This is a genomic window from Streptomyces sp. NRRL F-5135, from assembly GCF_000719775.1.
GTDB lineage: Bacteria > Actinomycetota > Actinomycetes > Streptomycetales > Streptomycetaceae > Streptomyces > Streptomyces hebeiensis.
In genome coordinates this window covers 78398-104593 of record NZ_JOHR01000019.1, presented here as the reverse complement: position 1 = coordinate 104593, position 26196 = coordinate 78398, and the positions used below count along the sequence as shown (strand labels likewise).

At 73.3% G+C, this 26196-nt stretch carries 23 protein-coding genes; 16 read left to right on the top strand and 7 right to left on the bottom strand.

Features of this window, described 5'->3' with window-relative positions; all coding sequences use genetic code 11:
- Positions 1-121: 121 nt before the first annotated feature.
- Together eat and IG02_RS0129050 are read right to left on the bottom strand one after the other, a co-directional pair.
- Positions 122-1609, bottom strand: a complete 1488-nt coding sequence (gene eat / locus IG02_RS0129055; RefSeq protein ID WP_030754462.1) for an ethanolamine permease — start codon at positions 1607-1609, stop codon at positions 122-124.
- Between the two features lie 145 nt (positions 1610-1754).
- Positions 1755-2492, bottom strand: coding sequence for a FadR/GntR family transcriptional regulator (locus IG02_RS0129050; protein ID WP_030754460.1), 738 nt, complete (start codon positions 2490-2492; stop codon positions 1755-1757).
- A gap of 90 nt (positions 2493-2582) precedes the next feature.
- Here IG02_RS0129050 and IG02_RS0129045 point away from each other — a divergent pair, with 90 nt between their 5' ends.
- From IG02_RS0129045 to IG02_RS0129030, 4 genes are all read left to right on the top strand, one after another.
- Positions 2583-3947 carry a glutamine synthetase family protein gene (locus IG02_RS0129045; protein WP_030754458.1) on the top strand — a complete coding sequence of 455 codons (1365 nt, stop codon included), beginning with the start codon at positions 2583-2585 and terminating at the stop codon, positions 3945-3947.
- A gap of 105 nt (positions 3948-4052) precedes the next feature.
- Entirely contained in the window at positions 4053-5435 is a 1383-nt protein-coding gene (locus IG02_RS0129040) for an aldehyde dehydrogenase family protein (RefSeq protein WP_030754456.1), read from the top strand.
- A 5-nt stretch (positions 5436-5440) separates the two neighbouring features.
- Complete coding sequence (locus tag IG02_RS0129035) at positions 5441-6283, top strand: 3-oxoacyl-ACP reductase (RefSeq protein WP_234314948.1); 843 nt, start codon at positions 5441-5443, stop codon at positions 6281-6283.
- Positions 6284-6337: 54 nt separating this feature from the next.
- On the top strand, positions 6338-7288 hold the full coding sequence (locus IG02_RS0129030) for a DUF2510 domain-containing protein (protein WP_030754451.1): 951 nt from the start codon (positions 6338-6340) through the stop codon (positions 7286-7288).
- Positions 7289-7377: 89 nt separating this feature from the next.
- On the opposite strand, the gene IG02_RS0129025 is transcribed toward IG02_RS0129030, so the two are convergent.
- Positions 7378-8580: an amino acid deaminase/aldolase gene (locus IG02_RS0129025; protein ID WP_030754448.1), complete on the bottom strand. Its 1203-nt coding sequence runs from the start codon at positions 8578-8580 to the stop codon at positions 7378-7380.
- Between the two features lie 1060 nt (positions 8581-9640).
- Between IG02_RS0129025 and IG02_RS0129020 the strand changes: the two genes are divergently transcribed.
- Together IG02_RS0129020 and mycP are read left to right on the top strand one after the other, a co-directional pair.
- Entirely contained in the window at positions 9641-10492 is an 852-nt protein-coding gene (locus tag IG02_RS0129020) for a hypothetical protein (protein WP_234314947.1), read from the top strand.
- A gap of 77 nt (positions 10493-10569) precedes the next feature.
- Positions 10570-11865 carry a type VII secretion-associated serine protease mycosin gene (gene mycP, locus IG02_RS0129015; RefSeq protein ID WP_051765848.1) on the top strand — a complete coding sequence of 432 codons (1296 nt, stop codon included), beginning with the start codon at positions 10570-10572 and terminating at the stop codon, positions 11863-11865.
- A 139-nt stretch (positions 11866-12004) separates the two neighbouring features.
- On the opposite strand, the gene IG02_RS0129010 is transcribed toward mycP, so the two are convergent.
- Positions 12005-12649, bottom strand: a complete 645-nt coding sequence (locus IG02_RS0129010; RefSeq protein WP_234314946.1) for a serine hydrolase — start codon at positions 12647-12649, stop codon at positions 12005-12007.
- Between the two features lie 41 nt (positions 12650-12690).
- On the opposite strand from IG02_RS0129010, the gene IG02_RS0129005 reads away from it, so the two are divergent.
- On the top strand, positions 12691-13473 hold the full coding sequence (locus IG02_RS0129005; RefSeq protein WP_030754433.1) for an SseB family protein: 783 nt from the start codon (positions 12691-12693) through the stop codon (positions 13471-13473).
- A gap of 99 nt (positions 13474-13572) precedes the next feature.
- On the opposite strand, the gene IG02_RS0129000 is transcribed toward IG02_RS0129005, so the two are convergent.
- Positions 13573-13962, bottom strand: a complete 390-nt coding sequence (locus IG02_RS0129000; RefSeq protein ID WP_030754431.1) for a DUF1844 domain-containing protein — start codon at positions 13960-13962, stop codon at positions 13573-13575.
- A 367-nt stretch (positions 13963-14329) separates the two neighbouring features.
- Here IG02_RS0129000 and infC point away from each other — a divergent pair, with 367 nt between their 5' ends.
- The 9 genes from infC to IG02_RS0128955 all read left to right on the top strand — a co-directional run bounded on the left by infC (position 14330) and on the right by IG02_RS0128955 (position 24654).
- Entirely contained in the window at positions 14330-14968 is a 639-nt protein-coding gene (gene infC, locus IG02_RS0128995; protein ID WP_037804583.1) for a translation initiation factor IF-3, read from the top strand.
- A 127-nt stretch (positions 14969-15095) separates the two neighbouring features.
- On the top strand, positions 15096-15290 hold the full coding sequence (gene rpmI / locus IG02_RS0128990) for a 50S ribosomal protein L35 (RefSeq protein WP_030754426.1): 195 nt from the start codon (positions 15096-15098) through the stop codon (positions 15288-15290).
- Between the two features lie 101 nt (positions 15291-15391).
- Positions 15392-15778 carry a 50S ribosomal protein L20 gene (gene rplT / locus IG02_RS0128985; protein ID WP_017945472.1) on the top strand — a complete coding sequence of 129 codons (387 nt, stop codon included), beginning with the start codon at positions 15392-15394 and terminating at the stop codon, positions 15776-15778.
- A gap of 130 nt (positions 15779-15908) precedes the next feature.
- A complete protein-coding gene (locus IG02_RS0128980; protein WP_030754423.1) occupies positions 15909-16748 on the top strand; it encodes a TrmH family RNA methyltransferase in 840 nt (279 codons plus the stop codon).
- A 378-nt stretch (positions 16749-17126) separates the two neighbouring features.
- Complete coding sequence (locus IG02_RS0128975; RefSeq protein ID WP_051765862.1) at positions 17127-18242, top strand: ATP-binding protein; 1116 nt, start codon at positions 17127-17129, stop codon at positions 18240-18242.
- Between the two features lie 246 nt (positions 18243-18488).
- Entirely contained in the window at positions 18489-19616 is a 1128-nt protein-coding gene (pheS, locus tag IG02_RS0128970; protein WP_030754419.1) for a phenylalanine--tRNA ligase subunit alpha, read from the top strand.
- On the top strand, positions 19616-22144 hold the full coding sequence (gene pheT / locus IG02_RS0128965) for a phenylalanine--tRNA ligase subunit beta (protein ID WP_030754418.1): 2529 nt from the start codon (positions 19616-19618) through the stop codon (positions 22142-22144). Before pheS ends, pheT begins: the two co-directional genes overlap by 1 nt.
- A 416-nt stretch (positions 22145-22560) precedes the next feature.
- Complete coding sequence (locus tag IG02_RS0128960) at positions 22561-23901, top strand: hypothetical protein (RefSeq protein WP_030754417.1); 1341 nt, start codon at positions 22561-22563, stop codon at positions 23899-23901.
- A gap of 222 nt (positions 23902-24123) precedes the next feature.
- Positions 24124-24654, top strand: coding sequence for an NUDIX hydrolase (locus IG02_RS0128955; protein WP_030754415.1), 531 nt, complete (start codon positions 24124-24126; stop codon positions 24652-24654).
- 96 nt (positions 24655-24750) lie between these two features.
- Here IG02_RS0128955 and IG02_RS0128950 read toward each other — a convergent pair whose 3' ends face one another.
- Both IG02_RS0128950 and IG02_RS0128945 read right to left on the bottom strand, forming a co-directional pair.
- The gene (locus IG02_RS0128950; RefSeq protein WP_030754413.1) at positions 24751-25008 is read right to left on the bottom strand and encodes a hypothetical protein; all 258 of its coding nucleotides are present in this window, start codon (positions 25006-25008) and stop codon (positions 24751-24753) included.
- Positions 25009-25225: 217 nt separating this feature from the next.
- On the bottom strand, positions 25226-26086 hold the full coding sequence (locus tag IG02_RS0128945) for a 3-hydroxybutyryl-CoA dehydrogenase (protein WP_030754411.1): 861 nt from the start codon (positions 26084-26086) through the stop codon (positions 25226-25228).
- Positions 26087-26196: the final 110 nt, after the last annotated feature.

Below are 26196 nucleotides of genomic sequence, written 5' to 3'. Positions count from 1 at the left end.
TCCTCCGTCGTGGGGTGTGCCGGGCGCTTGGTGCGTTCCCTACCCGGACCTTCGGCCCGTTGACGCGGAGAACGCGGTTTCCGCGCGGATGTCCGCCGCCGGACGCGTTCCCCTTTCCGCCTCAGTCGCGTTCCAGTTCCGCCTCGGCGGCGGCCAGGGCCGCGAATTCCTCCTCCGGCGCCGCCGCGACCAGCCGGTGCCTGCTGTAGAGGGCGAAGTAGGCGAGGGCGACCGCGTAGACGACCAGCGCGATGACCGCCGCCGCGACGTCCACCAGGAACGTCGCCACCAGCGCGGACAGGGCCAGGAAGAACGCCACGCCCGAGGTGAGCGCCCCGCCGGGCGTGCGGTAGGGGCGGGGGAGCGCGGGTTCGCGGCGGCGCAGCACGAGGTGGGACAGGGCCATCAGCGCGTACGAGATGGTCGCCCCGAACACCGCGATGTTGAGCATCCGGCCGCCGTCACCGGTGCTCGCGGCGAGCGCGAATCCGATGGCGCCGGGGATGAGGAGACCCGGATAGGGGGCTTTGCGGGCGCTGGTGAGGGACAGGAAACGGGGCAGGTAACCCGCCCGGGACAGTGCGAAGAGCTGCCGGGAGCCCGCGTAGATGAGGGAGAAGAAGGATGCCACGAGACCGGCGAGCCCCGCGTAGTTCACGAACCGGCTCAGCGGGGTCGGGGCACCGTCGCCCTGGAGGGCCACCACCAGCGGATTGCCCGCCTCCTGGACGGCGGCCGAGCCGCGCGCCCCCGTCGCCGCGAAGAAGGTGATCAGGGCGAGCAGTACCAGTACGCCCATGGCGATCGACAGGGCCCTGGGCATCGAGCGGACGGGGTCCTTGGCCTCCTCCGCCGCGAGCGGGACTCCCTCCACCCCGAGGAAGAACCACATGCCGAAGGGGAAGGCGGCCCAGATGCCGAGGAGTCCGAACGGCAGCCAGGAACTGGCCCCGAACGCGTCGTGGTCGACGGGGATGTCGTTCAGACCGCCCGCGTCGAACTCGCTGAAGGCGCCGACGGCGAAGATCAGCAACGCGGCCACCGCGATCGCGGTCACGACGAGACTGAAGCGCAGGGCCTCGCCCACGCCCCAGAGGTGGATCCCGATGAAGACGGCGAAACAGGCCAGGTAGACGGGCCAGCCGGCGGTGAGCCCGAAGAGGTGGAGGGACTCGACGTAGTCCCCGATGAAGATGGAGATCGCGGCGGGAGCGAGGACGTACTCGATGAGGATGGCCGTACCGGTGAGGAAGCCGCCCCAGGTGCCCAGCGCACGGCGGGCGAAACCGTATCCGCCGCCGGCGGTCGGCAGGATGGCGGACAGTTCCGCGAGCGAGAAGACCAGACAGGCGTACATCGCGCCCATGAGCACAGTGGCGATCGCGAGACCGCCGAAGCCTCCTTCGGACAGGCCGATGTTCCAGCCGGAGAAGTCCCCGGAGACGACGTAGGCGACCCCGAGGCCGGTGAGCAGCAGCCAGCCGGCGCTGCCGCGGCGCAGGGAACGCCGCCGGAGGTAGTCGGCGTCCGTGCCGGGCGCGAGGGACTGTCCGGAGGGCGAAGCGGTGGGAGCGGGCGGCGGAACGCGCGAATCGGTGCCGTCGGGCATGATCAGCTCCTGCCTCGGGAAGGGTAAAGGTGTGAGGCCATACCATTGCGGCCGGGCAGGTCGCGCGCAAGTCCCCCGCGTCAACAGGCTGTTACGGCTGCTCCGCGTCGGGGGAGGTGCCGCGCCGGCCCGCCGTGCCCGGGCATCAGGACAGAAAGCCCCGCAGCAGGGCCGCCGTACCCCCGCAGTGCTCGCGCGCTATCTCGCGCGCCGCGTCCGCGTCCGCGTCCAGCACGGCCTCGACCAGGGCCGTGTGCTGGCGCTGCGAGTGCTCCAGGTTCCGCACGAGCAGCGGTATGCAGTCCAGCAGGCCGTTGACGGTCGCCCGCACCGCCGCGTAACTCGCGGTCAGGGTCGCGGAGCCGGACAGCTCGGCGAGGGACAGGTGGAGCAGCGTGTCGCACCTGCGGTACTCCGTCAGGGGCGCGTCGTGGGTGGCGGCGAGCGCGGCCCGCAGCCGTTCCGCCCGCTCGCCGGACAGCGCCGCCGTGGCGCACAGCCCCGCCGCGCCCACCTCCAGCACCTCGCGGAAGCGCAGGACGTCCTCGATGTCCACGTCCGCCACCCGCCGCCGCAGCTCCTCCTCGGCGCCGCGGGGCGGCGCGGCGGCCCGCGGCCGTACGAAGGTCCCGCCGTAGCGGCCGCGCCTGCTCTCCAGCAGCCCCTCGTCCTGGAGCACCTTCAGCACCTCGCGCAGAGTGACCCGGCTGATTCGCAGCCGGTCCGCCAGTGCCCGCTCGGCGGGCAGTCGTTCGCCGCCCGGCACCAGGCCGAGCCGCACGACCTGAAGGATCTGCTCCAGGGCCTCCTCGAACCCGTTTCCCGCGCGCACGGGCCGCAGCACCGGAGTGAGCGGATCCGTCGGCTCGTCCTTCGTCGCCACGTCGCCGGCTCCTCTTCCGCATCACTTCCCAACCAAAGGTCTCCAGGCATACCTTATGGCTTCCGGTCGATCCAAGGAGGAGCGAGACCCGTGGCAGACCGCACACCCCCGCTCGGCGTCGAGGAACTGCGTCTCCTCGTGGAGAGCGGCGAGATCGACACGGTCGTCCTGGCCTTCCCCGACATGCAGGGCCGTCTCCAGGGGAAGCGGTTCGCCGCCCCGTTCTTCCTGGCCGACGTCCTCGAGCACGGCACGGAGGGCTGCAACTACCTGCTCGCCGTCGACACCGACATGAACACCGTCGACGGGTACGCCATGTCCTCCTGGGAGCGTGGTTACGGTGACTTCGCCATGCGTCCCGACCTGTCCACCCTGCGCCGTGTTCCCTGGCACGAGGGCACGGCACTGCTGCTGGCCGACCTCGCCTGGGAGAACGGCTCACCCGTCGTCGCCGCGCCCCGGCAGATCCTGCGGCGCCAACTGGAGCGCCTGGCCGCCCACGGCTACACGGCGCACGTCGGCACGGAACTCGAGTTCATCGTGTTCCGCGACACCTACGAGCAGGCGTGGGACAGCGGCTACCGCGGCCTGACCCCCGCCAACCAGTACAACGTCGACTACTCGGTCCTCGGCACCGGCCGCGTCGAGCCCCTGCTGCGCCGGATCCGCAACGAGATGGCGGGCGCGGGGCTGACCGTCGAGTCCGCCAAGGGCGAGTGCAACCCGGGCCAGCACGAGATCGCCTTCAAGTACGCGGACGCCCTCACCACCTGCGACCAGCACGCCGTGTACAAGACCGGAGCCAAGGAGATCGCCGCGCAGGAGGGCGTCTCGCTCACCTTCATGGCCAAGTACAACGAGCGGGAGGGAAACTCCTGCCACATCCACCTCTCCCTCCAGGACGAGTCCGGCTCCAGCGTCATGGCGGGGGACGGTCCCGGCGGCATGTCGCCGGTCATGCGGCACTTCCTGGCGGGCCAGCTCGCCGCGCTGCGCGACTTCTCCCTGCTGTACGCGCCGACCGTCAACGCGTACAAGCGCTTTCAGCCGGGATCCTTCGCGCCCACCGCCGTCGCGTGGGGCCGGGACAACCGCACCTGTGCGCTGCGGGTGGTCGGCCACGGCAGGTCGCTGCGGTTCGAGAACCGGCTGCCCGGCGGGGACGTCAATCCCCATCTGGCCGTCGCCGGGATGATCGCCGCCGGGCTCCACGGCCTGGAGAACGAGCTGGAGCTGCCAGAGCCGTGCGCGGGCAACGCGTACGCCGCCGCCTACGAGCACGTCCCGCGCACCCTGCGGGACGCCGCGGAGCTCTGGGAGAACAGCCCGCGGGCCAAGGACGCGTTCGGGGACGAGGTTGTGGCCCACTACCGCAACATGGCGCGGGTCGAGGTGGACGCGTTCGACGCCGCGGTGACCGACTGGGAGCTTCGCCGCTCCTTCGAACGCCTGTGACCGAGGCCCGTGAGCGACACCGGCGACCGGGATTCGCGACCGATACCCGCGACCGATGCCCGTGACCTCCGACCGCGACCGAAGCCCGTGACTGTGAGGAACGACGTGCAACAGCAGCCCCATCGCGCGACAGAACACCAGATCCTCAACCCGGCCACCGGAGAGGTGATCGCCACCGTCCCCGCGACGACCGCCGCCGAGGTCGACACCGCCGTCGCGCGCGCGACGGCCGCCCAACGCGGGTGGGCCGCCGCGGCGCCCGCCGACCGGGCCCGGCTGCTGCGCCGCTTCGCCCTCCTGGTGGACGAGCACATCGGAGAACTGGCCGGGCTGGAGGTCCGCGAGGCGGGCCACACGCTGGGGAACGCCCGCTGGGAGGCGGGCAACGTCCGCGACCTGCTGGACTACGCGGCCGGGGGAGTGGAGCGGCTGAGCGGCCGGCAGATCCCCGTCGCCGGCGGGCTCGACGTCACGTTCCTCGAACCGCTCGGCGTGGTCGGGGTGATCGCCCCCTGGAACTTCCCCATGCCCATCGCCGCCTGGGGCACCGCCCCCGCCCTCGCGGCGGGCAACGCGGTCCTGCTCAAACCCGCCGAGACGACCCCGCTCACCGCGCTGCGCCTGGCCGAACTCGCCCTGGCGGCGGGACTGCCCGAGCATCTGTTCCAGGTGCTGCCCGGCGCGGGCGACGAAGCGGGCGACGCGCTGGTGGAACACCCGGGCGTGGCCAAGATCGTATTCACCGGCTCCACCCGTGTCGGCAAGCGGATCATGGCCAAGAGCGCCGCGCGGGTGAAGCGGGTGACCCTCGAACTCGGCGGCAAGAGCCCGAACATCGTCTTCGCCGACGCCGACCTCGAGCGGGCCGCGGCCACCGCCCCCATGGCCTTCCTCGACAACGCCGGCCAGGACTGCTGCGCCCGCACCCGCGTCCTCGTACAGCGTGAGGTCCACGACCGGTTCCTGGAACTGCTCGCCCCGGCCGTCGAGTCGGTCGTCGTAGGCGACCCGTCAGACGAGAGGACCCAGATGGGGCCGCTGATCTCGGCGGCCCAGCTGGAACGCGTACGGTCCTATGTCCCCGACGGGGCCAAGGGCATCCGGGGCAGCGCGCCCGCGGGCCCCGGCTTCTGGTTCCCGCCGACGGTCCTCACCGACGCGGCCGCCGACTCCCCGGTGGCCACCGACGAGGTCTTCGGGCCGGTGGCCGTCGTGCTGCCCTTCGAGGACGAGGACGAGGCGGTACGGCTGGCCAACGCCACCGACTACGGGCTGTCCGGCTCGATCTGGACCCGGGACGTCGGGCGGGCGCTGCGGGTCTCGCGCGCCGTCGCCGCAGGGAACCTGTCCGTCAACTCGCACAGCAGCGTCCGCTACGGGACGCCGTTCGGCGGGGTCAAGCAGTCCGGACTCGGCCGCGAACTGGGGCCCGACGCCCTCGCCGCCTTCACCGAAACCAAGAACGTCTTCATCAGCACGGAGGCATGAGCAGCATGAGCGACCGCACGAACCGGCCCCTGCCCGACGCCACGCCCGACACCGACACCAGTCCCGGGCCCGAGGTAGCGGTCTGCCGCCGGCTGGTCGGCCGTACCGCCGTCGTCACCGGCGCCGGCAGCGGCATCGGACTGGCCGCCGCCCGCCGGCTCGCCTCCGAGGGCGCGCGTGTCGTCTGCGGGGACATCGACGAGAGCGCGGGCAAGGCGGCGGCCGAACAGGTGGGCGGCATCTTCGTCCGCGTCGACGTGACCGACGCCGACGAGGTCGAGGCGCTGTTCCGGACGGCGTACGAGACCTATGGCAGCGTCGACGTCGCGTTCAACAACGCGGGCATCTCCCCGCCCGAGGACGACTCGATCCTCACCACCGGGATCGAGGCGTGGGCGCGCGTCCAGGAGGTCAACCTCACCTCCGTCTACCTGTGCTGCAAGGCCGCGATCCCCTACATGCGGCGCCAGGGCAAGGGTTCCATCATCAACACCGCCTCCTTCGTGGCCCGGATGGGAGCGGCGACCTCACAGATCTCGTACACCGCGTCCAAGGGCGGAGTGCTCGCGATGTCGCGCGAACTGGGGGTGCAGTTCGCGCGCGAGGGGATCCGCGTCAACGCGCTGTGCCCGGGACCCGTCAACACCCCGCTGCTGCGCGAACTGTTCGCCAAGGACCCGGAGCGTGCGGCGCGGCGGCTGGTGCACATCCCGCTCGGGCGGTTCGCGGAGGCGGACGAGATCGCGGCGGCGGTCGCCTTCCTCGCCAGCGACGACTCGTCGTTCGTGAACGCGACGGACTTCCTGGTCGACGGAGGCATCTCGGGGGCGTACGTCACCCCCGTATAGGCGTCCACCGCTTCTCCTGTGTGGGGGCCGGGGATCAGACCATATGGTGGGCGGATGAGTATGCCGACTCCACCGGGCTGGTACCCCGATCCCGGTGTCCCCTCGCTCGAACGCTGGTGGGACGGGACCGCCTGGACCGCCCACACCCGCATGCCGGGCGGCGGCGAGGAGCAGGGCGCCGGCGGGGCGCGTCACGGAGACGGTGGAGGCACGGCAGGGGGAGGCGGAGGCAAGGGCGGCCGGAACGGCGGCCTGTTGGCGGTGTTCGCCGTCGGTGTGGCTCTCGTCGTGGCGGTCGCCGCCGGAGTGACACTGCTCGGCGACGACGAGGCCGGGACCCGGCCGAGCGCCACGGGCGGCGACGTGCCCCCGCCCTCCACGCCCGCCGCGGCGGAGGGCGGCACCGGCGCGACGCCCAGCGGCACCCCCGGCCAGGACGCGACGGTCCTGGTCGACCAGCTCAACGGCATCACGCTGCCGATTCCCGACGGCTGGGAGATACCGCAGAGCACGATCGACGGGAACGTCACGATGTCCACGACGGACACCTATGAGTGCCCGGGCGACTCGGGGCGGTTCTGCCCCTGGGGCAGGGTCACCACCCGCACGGTCACGGACACCGACGAGACCTCTCCGCGGGCGCTGGCCGAGCAGGACATCTCCCGGGCCGCCGACACGATGTACGAGGAGAACGTCGTCGGTGACCGCCTCTACGGGCGCATCGTGTCCCACACGGTGGTCACGTCCGGACCGGCCGTGGTCGCCAACCGCTCCGGGTATCTGGTGCGGTGGCAGGTGAGGACCAAGCACGGGCCGGGCGGCTATGTGCAGTCGCTGGTCTTCCCCTCGGCGCGGGGCAGTGAGTCACCGGTCGTCGTGCGCTTCGCCTTCGACAAGGGGCCGGAGTCGAGGACGGTTCCGCCGGGCATGATGGACACGATCACCGAGGGGATCCGTCCGATCGGCGATGTCTCGGGCGGGGTGGGCAGTTCGATCGGTCCGTGAGGCGCGGGCGCCCGGACGGGCCGCGCGGGGCCGGGCGGTGGGCCCGGGCGGCCGGTCCGGCAGACGCGTCGGCGCCCGCCCGCGGGCGGTCACAGGAACGTGTGGCCCTCGCCCCGGTAGGTGGGGACGGACTCGACCACCCGGTCGCCCTCGACCAGGTGCAGGGTGGCGAACCGCTCGCACAGCTCCCCGGCCTTGGCGTGCCGGAACCACACCTTGTCACCGACCAGCAGGTCGTCGGCGGCCGGACCGAGCAGCGGGGTCTGCACCTCGCCCGCGCCCTCCTGCGCGTCGTAGCGCAGTCCCTCGGGGAGGTACGGCTCGGGCAGCCGGTCCCGGCCCGCCGCCCCGGACGCGGGATAGCCGCCGCCGAGGACCGTGACGACGCCCACGCCGGGCCGACGGACCACGGGCAGGGCGAACAGGGCGGCGGGGCGGCCGGTGAACGACGTGTAGTTGTCGAACAGCCGTGGCACGTAGAGGCCGGAGCCCGCGGCGATCTCCGTCACCGCGTGCTCGGCGGCGGTGTGCTGGACACTGCCCGTGCCGCCGCCGTTGACGAACTCCAGGTCCGGGGCGACGGCCCGGACCGCCCGCACCACGGCCGCGCGCCGCTCCGCCAGTTCGCGACGGGCCACGGACTGCATCACACGGATCGCGCGCGAGCGCAGCGGCCGTCCCGCCAACGCGTCCCCGACACCGGCCACATGGCCCTCGTACGCCATCAGCCCGACCAGGCGGAAACCGGGCCGGCGCGCGACGGAGCGGGCCAGCTCGGCCAGTTGGGCGGGCTCCCGCAGCGGTGAACGGCGTGCGCCGACCCGGAACCGGCCACCGAACAGGCTTAAGGACGTGTCCAGTTCCAGACAGACCCTGATCTCTTCCCGGCCACCGTCACGGGCCGCGTCGATCAGGTTCAGTTGCGCGGGGTCGTCGACCATCACGGTGACGGCGGCGGCCAGTTTCGGATCCGCCGCGAGCCGCGCGTAGCCGGCGCGGTCGGCGGAGGGATAGGCGAGGAGCACGTCGTCGAACCCCGCTCCGGCCAGCCACAGCGACTCGGTCAGGGTGAAGGACATGATCCCGGCGAAACCGTCCCGCGCCAGGACGCGTTCCAGGAGCGCCCGGCTGCGGACGGACTTGCTCGCCACCCGGACGGGTTTGCCCGCCGCGCGCCGGACGAGGTCGTCGGCGTTGGCGTCCAGCGCCGCCACGTCGACGAGGGCGAGGGGAGCGTCGAGATGGGCGGTCGCCCGGTCGTAGCGGGCCCGGTCAGTGGCGCGTGGAGTCATGGGCCGAGCTTGCCAGACCGGATCAACGCGCGGCAGGGGGATGATCTGGGCAGATCGCCCGGGGCTTTCGCGCGTGTACCCGCGGGGGCCGCTCCAGCCCGTAGAGTGACGCACACAGGATCGCGAACGTGCCTGATCCGCCAGGACGATCCGGGCCCCGGCCCGGCGGCGCCGGCGGGTCGGGAGATCCGGTCGGCAGGGGCGGCACAGTGGCACAGGGGGGCGGATGACCACCGGAGCGGGACGTGCCCCCGTACCTCGCCCGGTACCGTCCGGGCCCGCGACGCCCGCTGAGCCCGACGGGGAACCGGAGGCGGGGCGTACACCGGTCTCACGGATCACGGAAGCGCTTCTTCCGCCGTCCGAGCCGCCGTCCCGGATACCGGCTCGTACGGTGCCCCCGCCGTCTCCCTCCCCCTCGTCGACCGCGCCGCCCGCGTCGGCCGCGCCGCCGGTCAAGGCCCAGGGCCCCGACCGTCCGCGGCCGCCCGCGGCCCGCGCGCACGGCGCGACCGGGGCACCGCCGCCCCGTCCGGCCCCGGTCCCGGCGCCCGGCTCCTCGGCCGGGCGGCCGCAGGCGCCGCGGGCCGGCGCCCCGGAGGCCGGTGCGCGACCGGTACCGGCGGCCGATCCGCGAACCGGTCTGGCCCGCCCGCGCGCCGCGGGCGGCCCCGCCCGCACCACCGTTCCACGCCCCGCACGGGCACCGTCGGCCGGCGGCCCCCGCCCCGGTGAGCGACCGGGCCCGGCCGTCCCGCCGCCGGGCGGTGCCGAGGAACGCCCCGCCGCTGCCGGCCCGCGTACGCCGCAGCGGACGCCCTCCGCCGGGGGGCCGGCGCGTGTGAGCGGTCCGGCCGACGGCGACCGTCCCGTACCGCCGGCGGTCCCGCCCGCCGCGCGGCCGGACCCCGCGCCGCGTCCAGCGCCCGCCGCGCGTCCCGTACGCGCGCCGGCGCCACGTCCCGCGCCGCCCTCGGGGCACACGCCGCCCTCCGGGCACACATCCAGCGAGACGACGACCCGGCTGCGGCCCGTCCCCGCCTCCGTTCCCGTGCCGCCCATGCCGCGCACCCGTCCCTTCGGCGGGGCCGCCCCCGGCGTCGCGTACCCACCGGATCAGCCGATTCCGTGGGAAGGCGAACAGGCCCGGCCCGCACGGCGGCGCGGCAGGGCCGTGGCCGCCGTCGTCTGTGTCGTCCTCGGACTCGGGCTGATCGGCGGTGCCGCCACGGGCAGTTGGCTCACCGGCGACTCCGCGGCCGAGCCCCCCGCCCAGGACACGTTCACCACCGCCCGGGGCCTCTGGCACAGCCTCCCCGTCGACACCTTCTTCCCCCGCACCCTCAAGGGGAACGGCGCGGGTCCCGGCGGCGCCGACCGGGACTGGGTACGCGTCGGCGTGGCGCCCGACAGCGGCTGCGCCGGTACGGTCGACACCCGGCTGCTGACCGCCCTGCGCCCGGTCGGCTGCGCGCGCGTGCTGCGCGCCACCTACGCCGACACCACCTCCAGCACCGTCACCACCGTCGGCCTCGTCTTCACGGAGGCGGACGCCGCCGCCATGACCGCCCTGCGCACCCGCTTCAGGACCGACGGCCTCGACGAGCGCGCCGATCTGATGCCCCGCGGCTTCCCGGTCAGGGGGACCCCCGCCGCCGGTTTCGGGGACGCCCAGCGCGCGAGCTGGACCGTGAACGTCCTCACCGACGCGCCCGTCGTCGTCTTCGCCGTCTCCGGCTTCGCGGACGGACGCGTCGTCAGCACCCCGCAGCCCGCGGCCGCCGCGATGGCCAAGGGCGCCACGACCGCGCCCGCACAGGCCGGCCTCGGGCACGAGGCGAAGGGCATCGCGGACCGGGTCGAGCGCGGACTGCGCAAGGCCGTCGACGACGGTACGGAGGAGAAGCCGTGAGCCCGGCCGGGGAAGCCGTGAGCCCGGCCGCCGGGGCGGCGGGCACAGCACGTATCCGTACGAGCCCGAGGACCGCCATGCCCGCTTCGCACACCGGCCCACGGACCGCCCCGGCCACCGCCTCGCGGACGGCCCCGGGCGCCGGCTCCCGCCGCCCCGGCCGCCGCGCCCGGCACCGGGTCGCCGCCGTACTCGCCGCCGCGTCCTTCCTGCTCGTCCCCGCCGCACCCGCGCACGCCGATACGATCCGGGCCCAGCAGTGGGCCCTCGACGCGCTGCGCACCGAACAGGCGTGGCGCACCAGCCAGGGTGCCGGCATCACGGTCGCCGTCCTCGACACCGGCGTCGACGACTCCCACCCCGACCTCACCGGACAGGTCCTGCCCGGCCGGGACCTGATCGGTTTCGGCGCCACCTCCGGCGACCGCTCCTGGGCCCGGCACGGCACCGCCATGGCCGGGATCATCGCCGGGCACGGGCATGGCACCGGCGACGCCGACGGCGTCCTCGGCATCGCGCCCCAGGCCAAGATCCTCCCCATCCGGGTGATCCTCGAAGGCACCGACCCCGCCCGCGACAAGGCCCGGGCCTCCAAGGGCGGCGCGCTCGCCGAAGGCATACGCTGGGCCGCCGACCAGGGCGCCGACGTCATCAACCTCTCCCTCGGCGACGACAGCGAGTCCGCCCACCCCGAGCCGGCCGAGGACGCCGCGGTCCGCTACGCCCTCGACAAGGGCGCGGTCGTCGTCGCCTCCGCCGGCAACGGCGGCGAGAAGGGCGACCGCGTCTCGTACCCCGCCGCCTACCCCGGCGTGATCGCCGTGGCCGCCGTCGACCGCTTCGGCTCGCACGCCCCCTTCTCCACCCGCCGCTGGTACGCCACCGTCAGCGCCCCGGGCGTCGACGTCGTCATAGCGGACCCCGACCGCCGCTACTACGAGGGCTGGGGGACCAGCGCCGCCGCCGCGTTCGTCTCCGGGGCCGTCGCCCTCGTACGGTCCGCGCACCCCGACCTGACCCCCGCGCAGATCAAGAAGCTCCTCATGGACACGGCCCGGGACGCCCCCGCGGGCGGGCGGGACGACCTGCGGGGGTACGGGTTCGTGGACCCGGCCGCCGCGATCGAGGAGGGCGGCAAGCTGTCCCGTACCGATCCGCGGGACGAGGCCGCCGACTACGGCAAGCGGTACTTCGGCAGCGGTCCGGAGCGGGCCGAGGCGGCGCCCGAGCCCTCCGGATGGATCGCTCCCGTGGCCGGTGGCGCCGGTGCGCTCCTGCTCGCCTGCGCGGTGGTCCTGTGGCGCGGGGGCGCGGGCCTCCGCCGTACCGACGGCACGGCGTCCCGGTACCCCGGCAGCGCGTCGTACCGGTGACGCCGGACGCGACCGCGTGAGTCGGCCACCGACCGTGGGATTCGGACGCCGGGAGCCAGGAGCCGGGAGCCGGGAGCCGGGAGCCGGAATACCGCGAGCCGGGGCGTCGTGACCCACTGACCCGGCGAGCCGACCCGTGTCACACCGGGCGCCGCATCGCCCCCTTCGCCGCCTCCTCCACCCGGGCTATCCCTTCCTCCATCGAGGCGTGACCGTCCGACAACACCGCCATCAGACGGTGATCCACCCGCCCCACCGAGTGGATCACCCACAGGCCGCTGTCGCTCCTCGGCAACCAGCCGTTCTTCAGGGCCCAGTCACCGCCGGCCGCCGAGACGCCCCAGTCCTGGCCCGGCACCACACGCCCCATCAGTCCCGCCAGATACGCGCGGGAATCGCCGTCGAGCGCCGCGGCGGCGGCCTCGGGTGCGAACACCGCTCTCAGCAGGGTCAGTTGGTCGCTCGCGGTGGTGCGGGTCAGTCCCCACGCCCGCTCCGCCTCGGTCCTGCCCATCCCCAGCCGCGCGTGGGCGGCGCGCAGCCCCTCGATACCGCCGACCGCCTCCCGCAGGGCCGTCGCCGCGTCGTTGTCGCTGCGCCGCATCATCTCCTCGGCCAGGCGCTCCTGTTCGGCCGTCAGCCACCGGCCCGTGTCCTGGGCCCTGAACAACAACGCGGCCAGGATCGCCGTCTTCACCACACTGGCGGTGACGTACACGCGGTCCGCGCCGTACGCCGTTCCCCGCCCGTCCGCCATGTCGTATACCGCGACCGAGAGATTCACCCGACGACTCTACGGCGGAGCCGCTCATCTAGTCTCGACTTGTGGAGCTGAAGAACATCCCGGACCCCGGTTTCTCGGACGACGACGGCGGCGCCGACCCCGCTCTCGCGGCGGCCCTCGCCGCCTGGGCGGCGGATCCCTCCGCCGAGCCGGAGGTCCTGGCCGCGCTGAAGGGGGCCCGGCTGCTCGTGCCCGTGGTCGCGGTCCTCGGCGAGGTGGAGGAGGACGAAGACGAGGGGGGCCGCGCAGCGTCCGGTGAGGGCGGTGGTGGGCGACGGGCGGGCGGGTTGCGGCGCGAGAAGACCAGTGACATGGCCGTGCCCACGCTCACCGCCGGCGACCGGCGCGCGCTGCCCGCCTTCACCTCCACCGAGACGCTGGCCCGCTGGGACCCGGCGGCCCGGCCCGTCGCCGTACCCCTGCACCAGGCGCTCCGGGCCGCCGCGCACGAGAAGGCCGACACGCTGGTGCTCGACCTGGCGGGCCCCGTCCCCTACCAGCTGGCGGGTCCCGCCCTGCTCGCCCTCGCCGAGGGGCGCATCAGCGCCGATCCGCTCGACGACCCCGCCGTCACCGCGGCGGTGCGTTCCGCGGTCGCCGCGGAACCCGCCGTGCTGCGCGCCTATCTCGGTCCGGGCAGCGCGGACGGCACGCTCGCGCTCGTCCTGGGGCCGACGGCGCCGCCCGCCGAGGCGGCCCGCCGGGTCGCCCGGGCGCTGGCGGCCGACGACGTGCTGAGGGCCCGCCTGGTGCGCGGGCTCGACCTGGCACTGCTGCCGGCCGAGGCCACGCCACCGGGCGAGCCCTTGTTCGTGCGCGGATGAGTGGTGAGGGGGACGGGGGCGCCCCGTAACGGCGCGGGCACCCGCGCCGCACGGACGGCGGAAGGCGCACGCGACCTGGAAGGCGCGGCGCCCGGCGGCTCAGCCGTAGACCGGACCCGTGTACTTCTCGCCGGGGCCCTGTCCCGGCTCGTCCGGCACGAGTGACGCCTCCCGGAACGCGAGCTGGAGCGACTTCAGCCCGTCCCGCAGCGGTGCGGCGTGGAACGAGCTGATCTCCGTCGTGCTCGCGTCCAGCAGCCCGGCCAGCGCGTGGACCAGCTTCCGCGCCTCGTCGAGATCCTTGTGCTCCGCGCCGTCCTCGGTCAGGCCGAGCTTGACGGCGGCGGCGCTCATCAGGTTGACCGCGACCGTGACGATCACCTCGACGGCGGGCACCTCCGCGATGTCGCGGGTCATGGCGTCGAAGCCGGCCGACGCGGCGGCGGCATCGGCTCCGGCGTCGGGGGAGGAGGGGGTCACGTCGCTCATGCTCCACACGATAGGCCCCCGCCGCCGCGGCCCCGTCCCCGGGATTCCGGCGGACGCCTGGTTAGCGCACCCGCGCGGCGGCTGCTAACCTGGAGTGACGACCGGCCGGACACCAGAGTGCCCGGCCCGCAAGTGGAGGCTCCGATCTCCCACCTGGCTGCCCCTGTCGGGCAGCGGGTCACCGGTCAGGCGGCGGCCATCGTTCCGTACGGACGATGGAGGTCGCCCGATGCGCCCCGTGGCAGTACGCGGCGGTGCTCCGGTTTCGAGGAGCTCCTGCCTGTGTGCCGTTCCGGGGCATTTTTGATGTGCCGCCGCGGTTGGTCCGAAGAGAAACAGACGTTGCGCGGCTGTCTGCCAGACAGTCGTGTGGTGCTACCGAGGAGGATCCATCAGCGCCGAGCCCCGCATCAACGACCGGATTCGCGTTCCCGAGGTGCGACTTGTCGGTCCCAGTGGTGAGCAGGTGGGCATCGTCCCGCTGGCCAAGGCACTGGAGCTTGCGCAGGAGTACGACCTGGACCTGGTCGAGGTCGCGGCGAACGCCCGTCCGCCCGTGTGCAAGCTCATGGACTACGGGAAGTTCAAGTACGAGTCGGCCATGAAGGCCCGTGAGGCGCGCAAGAACCAGGCGCACACGGTCATCAAGGAGATGAAGCTCCGGCCGAAGATCGACCCGCACGACTACGACACCAAGAAGGGTCATGTCGTCCGGTTCCTCAAGCAGGGCGACAAGGTAAAGATCACGATCATGTTCCGCGGTCGTGAGCAGTCCCGGCCCGAGCTGGGCTTCCGGCTGCTCCAGCGACTCGCTTCGGATGTCGAGGACCTCGGGTTCATCGAGTCGAACCCGAAGCAGGACGGCCGGAACATGATCATGGTTCTTGGCCCGCACAAGAAGAAGACCGAGGCCATGGCCGAGGCACGCGCGGCTCAGGACGCCCGCAAGGCGGGACGCCAGAGCGAGGCGGCCGAGACCCCGGCCGAGGCGTCTTCCGAGGCATGAGCCGGGGCGGACCGCTCGCGCGGCCCCCGGTTCCCGCCCGGAACCCCATACCAGAGATCTGACGCTCCCGCTCGCCGGTCGCCCGCGACCGGCTGGGAGCGCCACTGACGAGGAGAGAAACGGCGCCATGCCGAAGAACAAGTCGCACAGCGGTGCCAGCAAGCGCTTCAAGATCACCGGCTCCGGCAAGGTGCTGCGCGAGCGGGCCGGCAAGCGCCACCTGCTCGAGCACAAGTCGTCCAAGCTGACGCGTCGCCTCACCGGCAACGCCGAGATGGCCCCGGGCGACGCCAAGAAGATCAAGAAGCTTCTCGGCAAGTGAGGCCGCGTCCCCCGGTGACGGGGGCCGCGACCACAGGACCGGGATCATTCGTTTCCGGGCCGTGTGAGCACTACCACGGCCCCGCTACAAGGAGTTAACACGTGGCACGCGTCAAGCGGGCAGTCAACGCCCACAAGAAGCGCCGGGCAATCCTCGAGCAGGCCAGCGGCTACCGCGGCCAGCGCTCGCGCCTGTACCGCAAGGCGAAGGAGCAGGTCACCCACTCCCTCGTCTACAACTACAACGACCGCAAGAAGCGCAAGGGCGACTTCCGTCAGCTGTGGATCCAGCGCATCAACGCCGCTGCCCGCGCCAACGGCATCACCTACAACCGCTTCATCCAGGGGCTGAAGGCCGCCAACGTCGAGGTGGACCGCAAGATCCTGGCCGAGCTGGCGGTCAACGACGCGAACGCGTTCGCGGCGCTGGTGGAGGTTGCCCAGAAGGCGCTTCCGAGCGACGTCAACGCCCCGAAGGCCGCCGCCTGACCGTCGACCGACCGTCGTCAGGACGCCGTTTCTTCCCGCCGGACCCGCAGGCACAGCGCCTGCGGGTCCGGTGCGTTCCGGCCCTGCCCGCCCCCGTTCCGACCCGTACGAGAAGTGAGAGCCGTCGCCCATGGGCACCCCCGAGCTGATCTCCCCGCGTTCCCCGCGTGTCACGGCCGCGCGGCGGCTCGCCAAGCGCGCCTTCCGGGGCAAGGAGCGGCGGTTCATCGCCGAGGGGCCGCAGGCCGTACGGGAGGCGGTGGCGCACCGCGGTGAGGGCGGTGAACCGACGCTCCTGGAGCTGTTCGCCACCGTCGAGGCCGCCGAACGGTACGCGGACATCGTCACCGCGGCCCGCGCGGCCGGCGCCCGCGTGCACTTCGCCGCCGACACGGTGATCGCCGAGGTGTCCCAGACCGTCACCCCCCAGGGGCTGCTCGGCGTCTGCCGCTTCCTCGACTCGCCGTTCGAGGACATCCTGCGCTCCCGGCCCCGGCTGGTCGCCGTCCTGGCGCACGTCCGCGACCCGGGGAACGCCGGTACGGTGCTGCGCTGCGCGGACGCCGCGGGCGCCGACGCCGTCGTGCTCACCGACGCCTCCGTCGACCTGTACAACCCGAAGTCGGTGCGGGCCTCCGTGGGCTCGCTCTTCCATCTGCCGGTGGCCGTCGGCGTCCCCGTCGAGCGGGCCGTCCACGGGCTCAAGGAAGCGGGCGTCCGGATTCTGGCGGCCGACGGGGCGGGCGCGGACGACCTGGACGACGAACTGGACGCGGGCACCATGGGCGGGCCCACGGCCTGGATCTTCGGCAACGAGGCATGGGGGCTGCCGGCGGAGACCAGGGCCCTCGCGGACGCCGTCGTGCGGGTGCCGATCCACGGAAAGGCGGAGAGCCTGAACCTCGCGACGGCCGCGGCCGTATGTCTCTATGCCTCAGCGCGCGCCCAGCGAACCCGCGGCGAACGCTGAGGGGGTCCGCTCCGTCACGTTCAGCTAGTAGTGTGGCGGTTTCGGAGCCCCACTGAGCACTGAGCGACGCGGAAGAAGGTGGGATGCGGGATGGTTGTCGGCGCGAGCGGCCCCGCCCGGGTCCAGGGACCCTTACCTTCACCACGTGCCTCCGACCGGTGCGGAACAGGCACCACCGGTTCCGCGCCGGACCCTGCCGCCGGGCCGGCGTCGGACGACGGGGTGGCCGGTGCCGCCGTCGGCCGTGTCGAAGCCGGGACGGCGTCGCTCCCCGGGAACGGACCCCGCGACGGGACCGGACGCGCTCCCGGTGCCGGGCACGGGCCCGGGACCGGTCCCGACGAGGACCTGGCCGGTGACCCGGGAACCGGTGAGCCCGTGGCCGGCGGCCCGGGGATCGGCGAGCCTCGGGGCGGTGACCTGGGGATCGGCGATCTGGGAATCGGCCCCGACGACCTCCCCGACGGCCTGGTCGTCGCCGACGAGACCGGCCGCGTCATCGGCTTCAACGCCGCCGCCGTCCGTATCACCGCCGTACCGCTCTCCGAGGCGCTCGGCGAACCGCTGGAGCGCGCCCTGCCGCTGGAGGACCTCAAGGGCCGCCGCTGGTGGGCCCTGACCGACCCGTACGGGGGGCTGGCCACGCGGGTCGGCCAGCCCGAGCGGAACCTGCTGCTGCCGGGCGGCCGCGAGGTCCTGGTCTCGGCGCGCTACGTCCGTACCCGGCCCACCGGGCCCGTCCACCGGCTGGTCGTCTCCATCCGCGGCACCGAGGCCCGGCGCCGTACGGAGCGCAGCCACGCGGAGCTGATCGCCACCGTCGCCCACGAACTGCGCTCGCCGCTGACGTCCGTGAAGGGGTTCACGGCGACGCTGCTGGCCAAGTGGGAGCGGTTCACCGACGACCAGAAGCGGCTGATGCTGGAGACCGTCGACGCCGACGCCAACCGGGTCACCCGGCTGATCGCGGAACTGCTCGACATCTCCCGCATCGATTCGGGCCGGCTGGAGGTACGCCGCCAGCCGGTCGACATCGGCGCGGCCGTCGGCCGCCACGTCCAGGCCCACACCGCCTCCGGACAGTCGCCCGACCGGTTCCTGGTACGGATCCAGCAGCCGCTGCCCGATCTGTGGGCCGACCCCGACAAGATCGACCAGATTCTCGCCAACCTGCTGGAAAACGCGGTGCGCCACGGCGAGGGAACCGTCACCATCGAGGTGGCGGCCGCGCGCCTCGTGCGCGCGGACAGCGAGGAGAAGGGAACGGCCGTCACCGTGTGCGACGAGGGCCCCGGTATTCCCGAGGAGTCGATGAGCCGTGTCTTCACCCGCTTCTGGCGGGGCAGCAAGCGCGGCGGGACCGGTCTCGGCCTCTACATCGTCAAGGGCATCGTCGAGGCCCACGGCGGCACGATCACGGTCGGCCGGGGGCCCTGCGGCGGCGCGGAGTTCCGATTTACCCTGCCCGTCGGCGCTCCGGCCTATCTGTCCTGAGCCGCCCACGGGCTCCCCCGGGTCACTCGCTCCGGCCGCCCGGCCCGCGCACGGCCGACCGCCGGCCTCCGCGCCGCGCGGACCGCACGCACCGCGCGGCGGACCTTGCGACCGCCTCACCCCCGTACGGCCCGTAGACTCGACTTTCGGCACCTTCGCGCCCCGTGATCGCGCCCCCGGAGTCCGAGCCGGTTCCAGGGACCCGACGGGGGCCGTTTCGCCAGCCAATCGGAAGTACGGGAAGAGATGTCGGCACCCAACAAGTCGTACGACCCAGTCGAGGTCGAAGCACTGAAACCGGAAGAGATCGAGCGCATGCGGGACGAGGCGCTCGCCGCCTTCGCCGCCGCCGGTGACCTCGACGCGCTCGCCCACGCCAAGACGGCCCACACCTCGGGCACCTCGCCGCTGGCCCTGGCCAACCGCGAGATCGGCGCGCTGCCGCCGCAGGCCAAGGCCGAGGCGGGCAAGCGGGTGGGGCAGGCGCGCGGCGCCGTGTCCAAGGCGCTCGCCGCCCGTCAGACGGAGCTGGAGGCCGAGCGGGACGCCCGGGTGCTGGTCGAGGAGGCGGTGGACGTCACCCTGCCCTACGACCGCGTCCCCGCCGGCGCCCGCCACCCGCTGACCACGTTCATGGAACGGGTCGCCGATGTCTTCGTCGCCATGGGCTACGAGATCGCGGAGGGACCCGAGGCCGAGGCGGAGTGGTTCAACTTCGACGCGCTCAACTTTGTCCCCGATCATCCCGCGCGCCAGATGCAGGACACGTTCTTCGTGCGGGGCCCGGAGGGAACGGCGGCCGACGAGTCCGGTGTGGTGCTCCGCACGCACACCTCGCCGGTCCAGGCCCGTACGCTGATCGACCGCGAGCCGCCCGTCTACGTCGTCTGCCCGGGGCGGGTCTACCGCACCGACGAGCTGGACGCCACGCACACCCCGGTCTTCCACCAGATCGAGCTCCTCGCCGTCGACGAGGGCCTGACCATGGCGGACCTCAAGGGCACCCTCGACCACATGGTCCGGGAGCTCTTCGGGCCCGGTATGAAGACCCGGCTCCGCCCGAACTTCTTCCCCTTCACCGAGCCGTCCGCCGAGATGGACATGGTCTGCTACGTGTGCCGCGGCGAGTCCGTCGGCAACCCCGACCGGCCCTGCCGCACCTGCGGCAGCGAGGGCTGGATCGAGCTGGGCGGCTGCGGCATGGTCAACCCCAAGGTGCTCACGGCCTGTGGCGTCGATCCCCGGAAGTACAGCGGATTCGCCTTCGGGTTCGGCATCGAACGGATGCTGATGTTCCGCCACAACGTCGAAGACATGCGAGACATGGTCGAAGGTGACGTCCGGTTCACCCGGCCCTTCGGGATGGAGATCTGATGCGCGTCCCGCTTTCCTGGCTGCGGGAGTACGTCGACCTGCCGGCGACGGAGACCGGCCGTGACGTCCAGGCGAGGCTCGTCTCCGCCGGTCTGGAGGTCGAGACCGTCGAGCGGCTCGGCGCCGACCTCAAGGGTCCCCTGGTCGTCGGCAAGGTGCTCACCATCGAGGAGCTGGAGGGCTTCAAGAAGCCGATCCGCTTCTGCACGGTCGACGTCGGCACCGCCAACGGCACGGGCGAGCCGCAGGAGATCGTCTGCGGCGCCCGCAACTTCGCCGTCGGGGACAAGGTCGTCGTGGTGCTGCCCGGCGCGGTCCTCCCCGGTGGCTTCGCGATCTCCGCGCGCAAGACGTACGGCAAGGTCTCGCACGGCATGATCTGCTCCGGCGACGAGCTGGGCATGGGCGACGACGGCTCGGGCGGCATCATCGTGCTGTCGCCCGAGCACGAGGCCGGCACCGACGCCATCGCGCTGCTGGAGCTGGTGGACGAGGTCCTCGACATCGCCGTCACCCCCGACCGCGGCTACTGCCTCTCGATGCGCGGGGTCGCGCGGGAGACCGCCATCGCCTACGGCCTGCCGCTGCGCGACCCGGCGCTGATCGACACCCCGGCCCCGAACGCCTACGGCCACCCGGTCAAGGTCGCCGACCCGGTGGGCTGCTCCCGCTTCACCGCCCGTACGGTCACCGGCATCGACCCCGAGGCCCGCAGCCCGATCTGGCTCACGCGCCGCCTCCAGAAGGCGGGCATGCGGCCGGTCTCGCTCGCCGTCGACATCACCAATTACGTGATGCTGGAGCTGGGCCAGCCGCTGCACGCCTACGACCGGTCCCGGCTGGAAGGGCCGATCGGTGTCCGGCGCGCCCGGTCCGGGGAGAAGATCACCACCCTCGACGGCGCCAAGCGGGTCCTCGACCCCGAGGACCTCGTCATCACCGACGACCGGGGCCCCATCGGGCTGGCCGGCGTGATGGGCGGTGCCGACACCGAGATCGCCGACCCGGTGGCCGACCCCGGGACCGGCGAGGTGACGGGCACCACCGAGGTGGTCATCGAGGCCGCGCACTTCGACGCGATCACGATCGCCCGCGCCGCGCGCCGCCACAAGCTCCCCTCCGAGGCGTCCAAGCGCTTCGAGCGGGGCGTCGACCCCGAGGCCACGGCAGCCGCCGCGCAGCGGACCGCCGACCTGCTGGTGCTGCTCGCCGGCGGTTCGGCCGAGGCCGGCGTCACGGAGGTCATCGCGCCCTCCGCGCCGCACACCGTCGCCATGCCGGCCGACCACCCCGACCGGGTCGCGGGAGTCGACTACGGCCGGGAGACCGTCGTACGGCGGCTCCAGCAGATCGGCTGCGACGTCTACGGGCAGGACGAGCTGGTCGTCACCGTCCCGTCCTGGCGGCCCGACCTGCGCGAGCCCAACGACCTCGCCGAGGAGGTCATCCGCCTGGAGGGGTACGAGAACCTCCCCTCGACGCTGCCCACCCCGCCCGCGGGGCGCGGGCTGACCGAGCGGCAGCGGCTGCACCGCCGGGTGGGCCGGGCGCTGGCGGGCGCCGGTTACGTCGAGGCGCTGAACTACCCGTTCCTCGGGGACGCGGCGCTCGACGCCCTGGGCCTGCCCGCCGACGACGACCGGCGCCGTACGGTCACGCTGGCCAACCCGCTCTCCGACGAGGAGCCCGCGCTGCGCACCACGCTGCTGCCGGGCCTGCTCGCCGCGCTCCGCCGCAACGACGGCCGGGGCTCGCACGACCTGGCGCTGTTCGAGACCGGGCTGGTCTTCCGGGCCACCGGCGAGGAGACCGTACCGGCCCGGCTGCCCGTGGACCGGCGCCCGGCCGACGAGCAGCTGGCCACGCTCGACGCGGCGCTGCCGCGCCAGCCGCGGCACGCCGCCGTCGTCCTGGCCGGGGCCCGCGAACAGGCCGGCTGGTGGGGCCGGGGCCGCCCGGCCGACTGGGCGGACGCCGTCGAGGCGGCCCGTGGCGTCGCCCGCGAGGCGGGGGCCGAACTGCTCGTCCGGGCCGGCCAGTACGAGCCGTGGCACCCGGGCCGGTGCGCCGCGCTCTTCGTCACCGTGGACGGCGTCGAGACGCCCGTCGGCCACGCGGGCGAGCTGCACCCGCGGGCCGTGAAGGCACTCGGGCTGCCCGCCAGGACCTGTGCCATGGAGCTCGACCTCGACCTGCTGGAGCGCGCGGGCACGGGCCCGCTCCGGGCGCCCCGCATCTCCGCCTACCCGGTCGCCACCCAGGACGTGGCGCTGGTCGTCCCGGCCGAGGTGCCGGCCGTCGAGGTGGAGCGGGCGCTGCGCGAGGGCGCGGGCGAACTCCTGGAGTCCCTGCGGCTGTTCGACGTCTTCACGGGCGAGCAGATCGGCGCGGGCCACAAGTCGCTGGCGTACGCCCTGCGCTTCCGCGCGGCGGACCGGACGCTGACGGTCGAGGAGGCCACGGCGGCCCGGGACGCGGCGGTCGCCCTCGCGGCCGAGCGCACGGGCGCGGTGCTGCGCGGCGCGTAGGCCGTGTCGGAGAAGCAGCGCCGTCCGTATGTGTCCGCGGGCTGTCGTGTCGAGGGGTGTACTCGGATCTCCTTTCCGGGTACGCCCCTTGTCCGTTTGTCCGGCCCGGTGGTGAACCGGGCCGGCGCCGTCCGCCCCGCCGCGGGAGCCGGGCAGGACAACGGGACGGACGGCGCGGGAGCGGGCCGCCGTACCTGTATACGCGGGAGGCCGGCGGCCCGGCCGCCTCCCCGGCCCCGTCCGGCCGGCGAGCTCCGTCGGGAGGCGGGGAACAGTCAACCGCCGCCGTGGCCGCGGCGGCAGAGTGCGTGCGGCACGGCCCGGCGCATTCCGTTCACACCCCGTGTGTTCCGCGGGCTTCGCTACTCTGGGTGGGCTTCGCTACTCTGGGTGTACCGAGTCACCGGAGGGGCCAGATGCAGCCCAACACCCTGCTCGATTCCTTACTTGACGAAGCGGGCATTTCCCATGCGGGCCTCGCCGCACGGATCAACCACGCGGGCCGGGCCAGGGGCCTCGCGCTGCGCTACGAACACACCGCCGTCTCACGCTGGTTGAAAGGCCAGCGGCCGCGCGGCCAAGTACCCGACCTGATCTGTGTGGTGCTCGGCGACCGGCTGCGACGGCCGTTGTCGCTGGACGACATCGGTCTCGGCGTACCGGGCGAACCGCTGACGCCGGGCGCCACTCCGCTCGCCGGGTTCGTGGAGCGGGCCACGGCGCTGTGGCGCAGCGACGAGCAGCAGCGGCCGCACATCGTGAGCGCTCCCGCCGTCACCGGCACCCCCGCCGTGATGCCCGTGTGGGAGTGGGAGAACCCGCCGGAGGACTCCGACGTCTCCCGCCCGGGCCGGACGAAGGTCTCGCCGGCCGACGTCCACCTGCTGCGGGCGGCACGGGCTCACTACGAACTGATGTACCGGCGGACGGGCGGGGTCGCGACCCGCGCCCGCGTGGTCGGCTTCCTCAACGCCGAGACGGCGCCGCTGCTGCGCGGCGGCTACACCGACTCCCTGGGACGGCAGTTGCACCGGGCGACCGGCGGGCTGGTCGCGGTGGCCGGAATCTGCGCCTACGACTCGGACTCCCACGGGCTGGCCCAGCGCTACTTCCACCAGGCGCTGCGGCTGGCCAAGGCGAGCGGCGACCGGGGGCTCGGCGCCTATGTGATCGCGCTCCTGGTCAACCAGTCCGTGTACCTGGGGGAGTACCGCCAGGCCGTCGCCTTCGCCGAGGCGGCGCTGCGTACGGCGGGCCGCCAGATCACCCCCGCGCTGGCCGCGGATCTGTACGCGATGCAGGCGAAGTCGTATGCGCACCTCGGCGACGCCGCCGGGGCGCTCGGCTGTATCCGGCGGGCGGAGACGGAGGCTGAGCGCATCAGACCGGGGTACGAGCCGGACGAGACGGGCTACGTCCAGCCCGGACTGGTGAACGTACAGGTGGCGGAGGCACTGCTCAGCCTCGGCGAACTGGCGGCCGCCCAGGAGCATGCCTCGGCGGCCGTCGAGACCCCGGCGCACGACCGGGGCCGGGTGCACCGGCTCGCCATGCTCAGCCATATCGAACTGCGGCTGGGCGAGGCGGACCGGGCCGCGCGGACGGCGGCGGAGATGGCGGAACGGGCCCGGGGCATGGAGTCCCAGCGGCTGCGGGACCGGCTGCGGGAGGTCCGCGAGCAGTTGGTCGCCAGTGGTTCCGCGGACGCGGGCGAGACGGCCGAACTGATCGACGGGGCCCTGCGGGTTCCGCTGTAGAGGACGCCCTCGGCGGATCCGCTCCAGGATCCGGACGGAGGTCCGGACCGACGACCGGCCCGGGCCCAGGGTCCTCGGCCAAGCCGGAAGGGAAGGCTCCGGGGCCGGTCGGGGCCCGTGCGGGGCCTGGGGGCAAGGCCGTCGGTGATCGCCCCGCGCATTCCCGCGCGGTTGTACGGCTGCTGCCATATTGCCACCAACTCGAGGGAAGGTGGCAGAAACGTGCAGTGGACAAACTTGAGCGAACAGACCGTGTATGAGAACCGTTGGTTCCGGGTCAACCTCGCGGACGTCAAGCTCCCCGACGGCCGGCACCTGGACCACTTCCTCATCCGGCTCCGCCCGGTCGCCGTGGCGACCGTGGTCAACGACGCCAACGAGGTGCTCATGCTCTGGCGGCACCGCTTCATCACCGACAGCTGGGGCTGGGAGCTGGCCGCCGGTGTGGTCGAGGACGGCGAGGACATCGCCGCCGCGGCGGCCCGGGAGATGGAGGAGGAGACCGGCTGGCGGCCGGGGCCGCTGCGGCACCTGCTCACGGTCGAGCCCTCCAACGGCCTGACCGACGCCCGGCACCACCTCTACTGGGGGGACAGCGCGACGTACATCGGCCATCCCGAGGACGACTTCGAGTCCTCACGCCGGGAGTGGGTCCCGCTCGAACGCGTGCCGGGCATGATCGCCCGGGGGGAGATCCCGGCCGCCAATATGACGGCCGGTCTCCTGATGCTCCATCACTTGAGGCTCGGCTGACGGCCGGCGGGGCCGTTCGGAGCTGTCGGGTCTTCGGACCGTAGGGGCTCGTCGGGGGACGCGGGGGGTTTCGTCAGGGGCCGCCGGCCGATGAGGTCAGCGGCCGAGCACCTGCCAGACCGTCACGACAAGCGCTCCGAGTGAGCAGAGCGTCCCCAGAGCGGGCAGCGGCCACCTGGAGTGTTCCAGCGCCGCGACGCGCGCGGCCAGATCGTCCACGTCTCTCTCGGTCTGGTCGTTGCGCTGGGCCAGTAGCGCCATCCTTCCGTCCGCCTTGGCGAGACCGACGTCGAGGCCGCGACGTAACTCCGCGTAGGTGTCGGCGGCCACGGGCTGATCGGTATCGGGGGTCAAGAGTTCGCTCCTGTTCGGGAAAGTCGTTCTTCGGTTCTCATGTGCGCAGAACCGAGTCAACTCCCCTGAGGAGCAGGCCGGAAGGTGTGTGGCGTGCATATGCGGGCGCCCTGCGCACACGCCGTGTGAACCGGGTGTGCGGGTGTGCGCAGGGGCGTGCGGGCGCGTCCGGGAACGCGCGGATCATTACACGCTCGGTGACGGCCCGTGCCGGTGGTCAGGCGTACGGGTAGAAGCCCGCGCCCGACTTCCGGCCGAGCCGGCCCGCGTCCACCATGCGCTGGAGCAGCGGGGGAGCGGCGTACAGGGGCTCCTTGAACTCCGCGTACATCGAGTCGGCGACCGACGCGACGGTGTCGAGACCGATCAGATCGGCGAGCTTGAGCGGCCCCATCGGGTGGGCGCACCCCATCTCCATGCCGTTGTCGATGTCCTCGCGGCTCGCGGCGCCCGACTCGAACATCCGGACCGCGGCGAGCAGATACGGGATGAGCAGCGCGTTCACCACAAAGCCCGAGCGGTCCTGGGCCCGGATGGCATGCTTGCCCAGCAGTCCCGTGACCACCGCCTCGGCCCGCAGGACCGTCTCCTCGGAGGTCGTCAGCGCCGGGATCAGCTCGACCAGCCTCTGCACGGGCGCGGGGTTGAAGAAGTGGATCCCGATCACCTGGTCGGGGCGGGAGGTCGCGACGGCGAGCTTGACCAGCGGGATGGAGGAGGTGTTGGAGGCGAGGATCGCGTCGGAGCGGGTCACCACCTGGTCGAGCACCTGGAAGATCTCGGTTTTGACCTGCTCGTTCTCCACGACCGCCTCGATGACGAGGTCACGGTCGGCGAACTCCCCGAGGTCCGTGGTGAAGCTGAGCCGGTCGATGGCGGCGTCCCGCTCCGGCTCGGTGATCTTGCTGCGCTCGGCGGCCTTCGCGAGCGAGTTCAGCAGGCGGGTACGGCCGATCTCCAGCGCCTCCCCGGTGGTCTCCGCGACCATGACCTCCAGGCCGCTGCGGGCGGCGACCTCGGCGATGCCTGCGCCCATCTGGCCGCAGCCCACCACTCCGACGCGGGCGATATCGGTCAGGGTCTCGGTCACATCGTGCCTTTCGCTGGTCCGTGTCGCGGCAGGTCCCCATGGTCGCCGGCTGCTGTCCGGCGCCCGCCTCGGGACAGGACGTTACTCCGCCGAGGTGT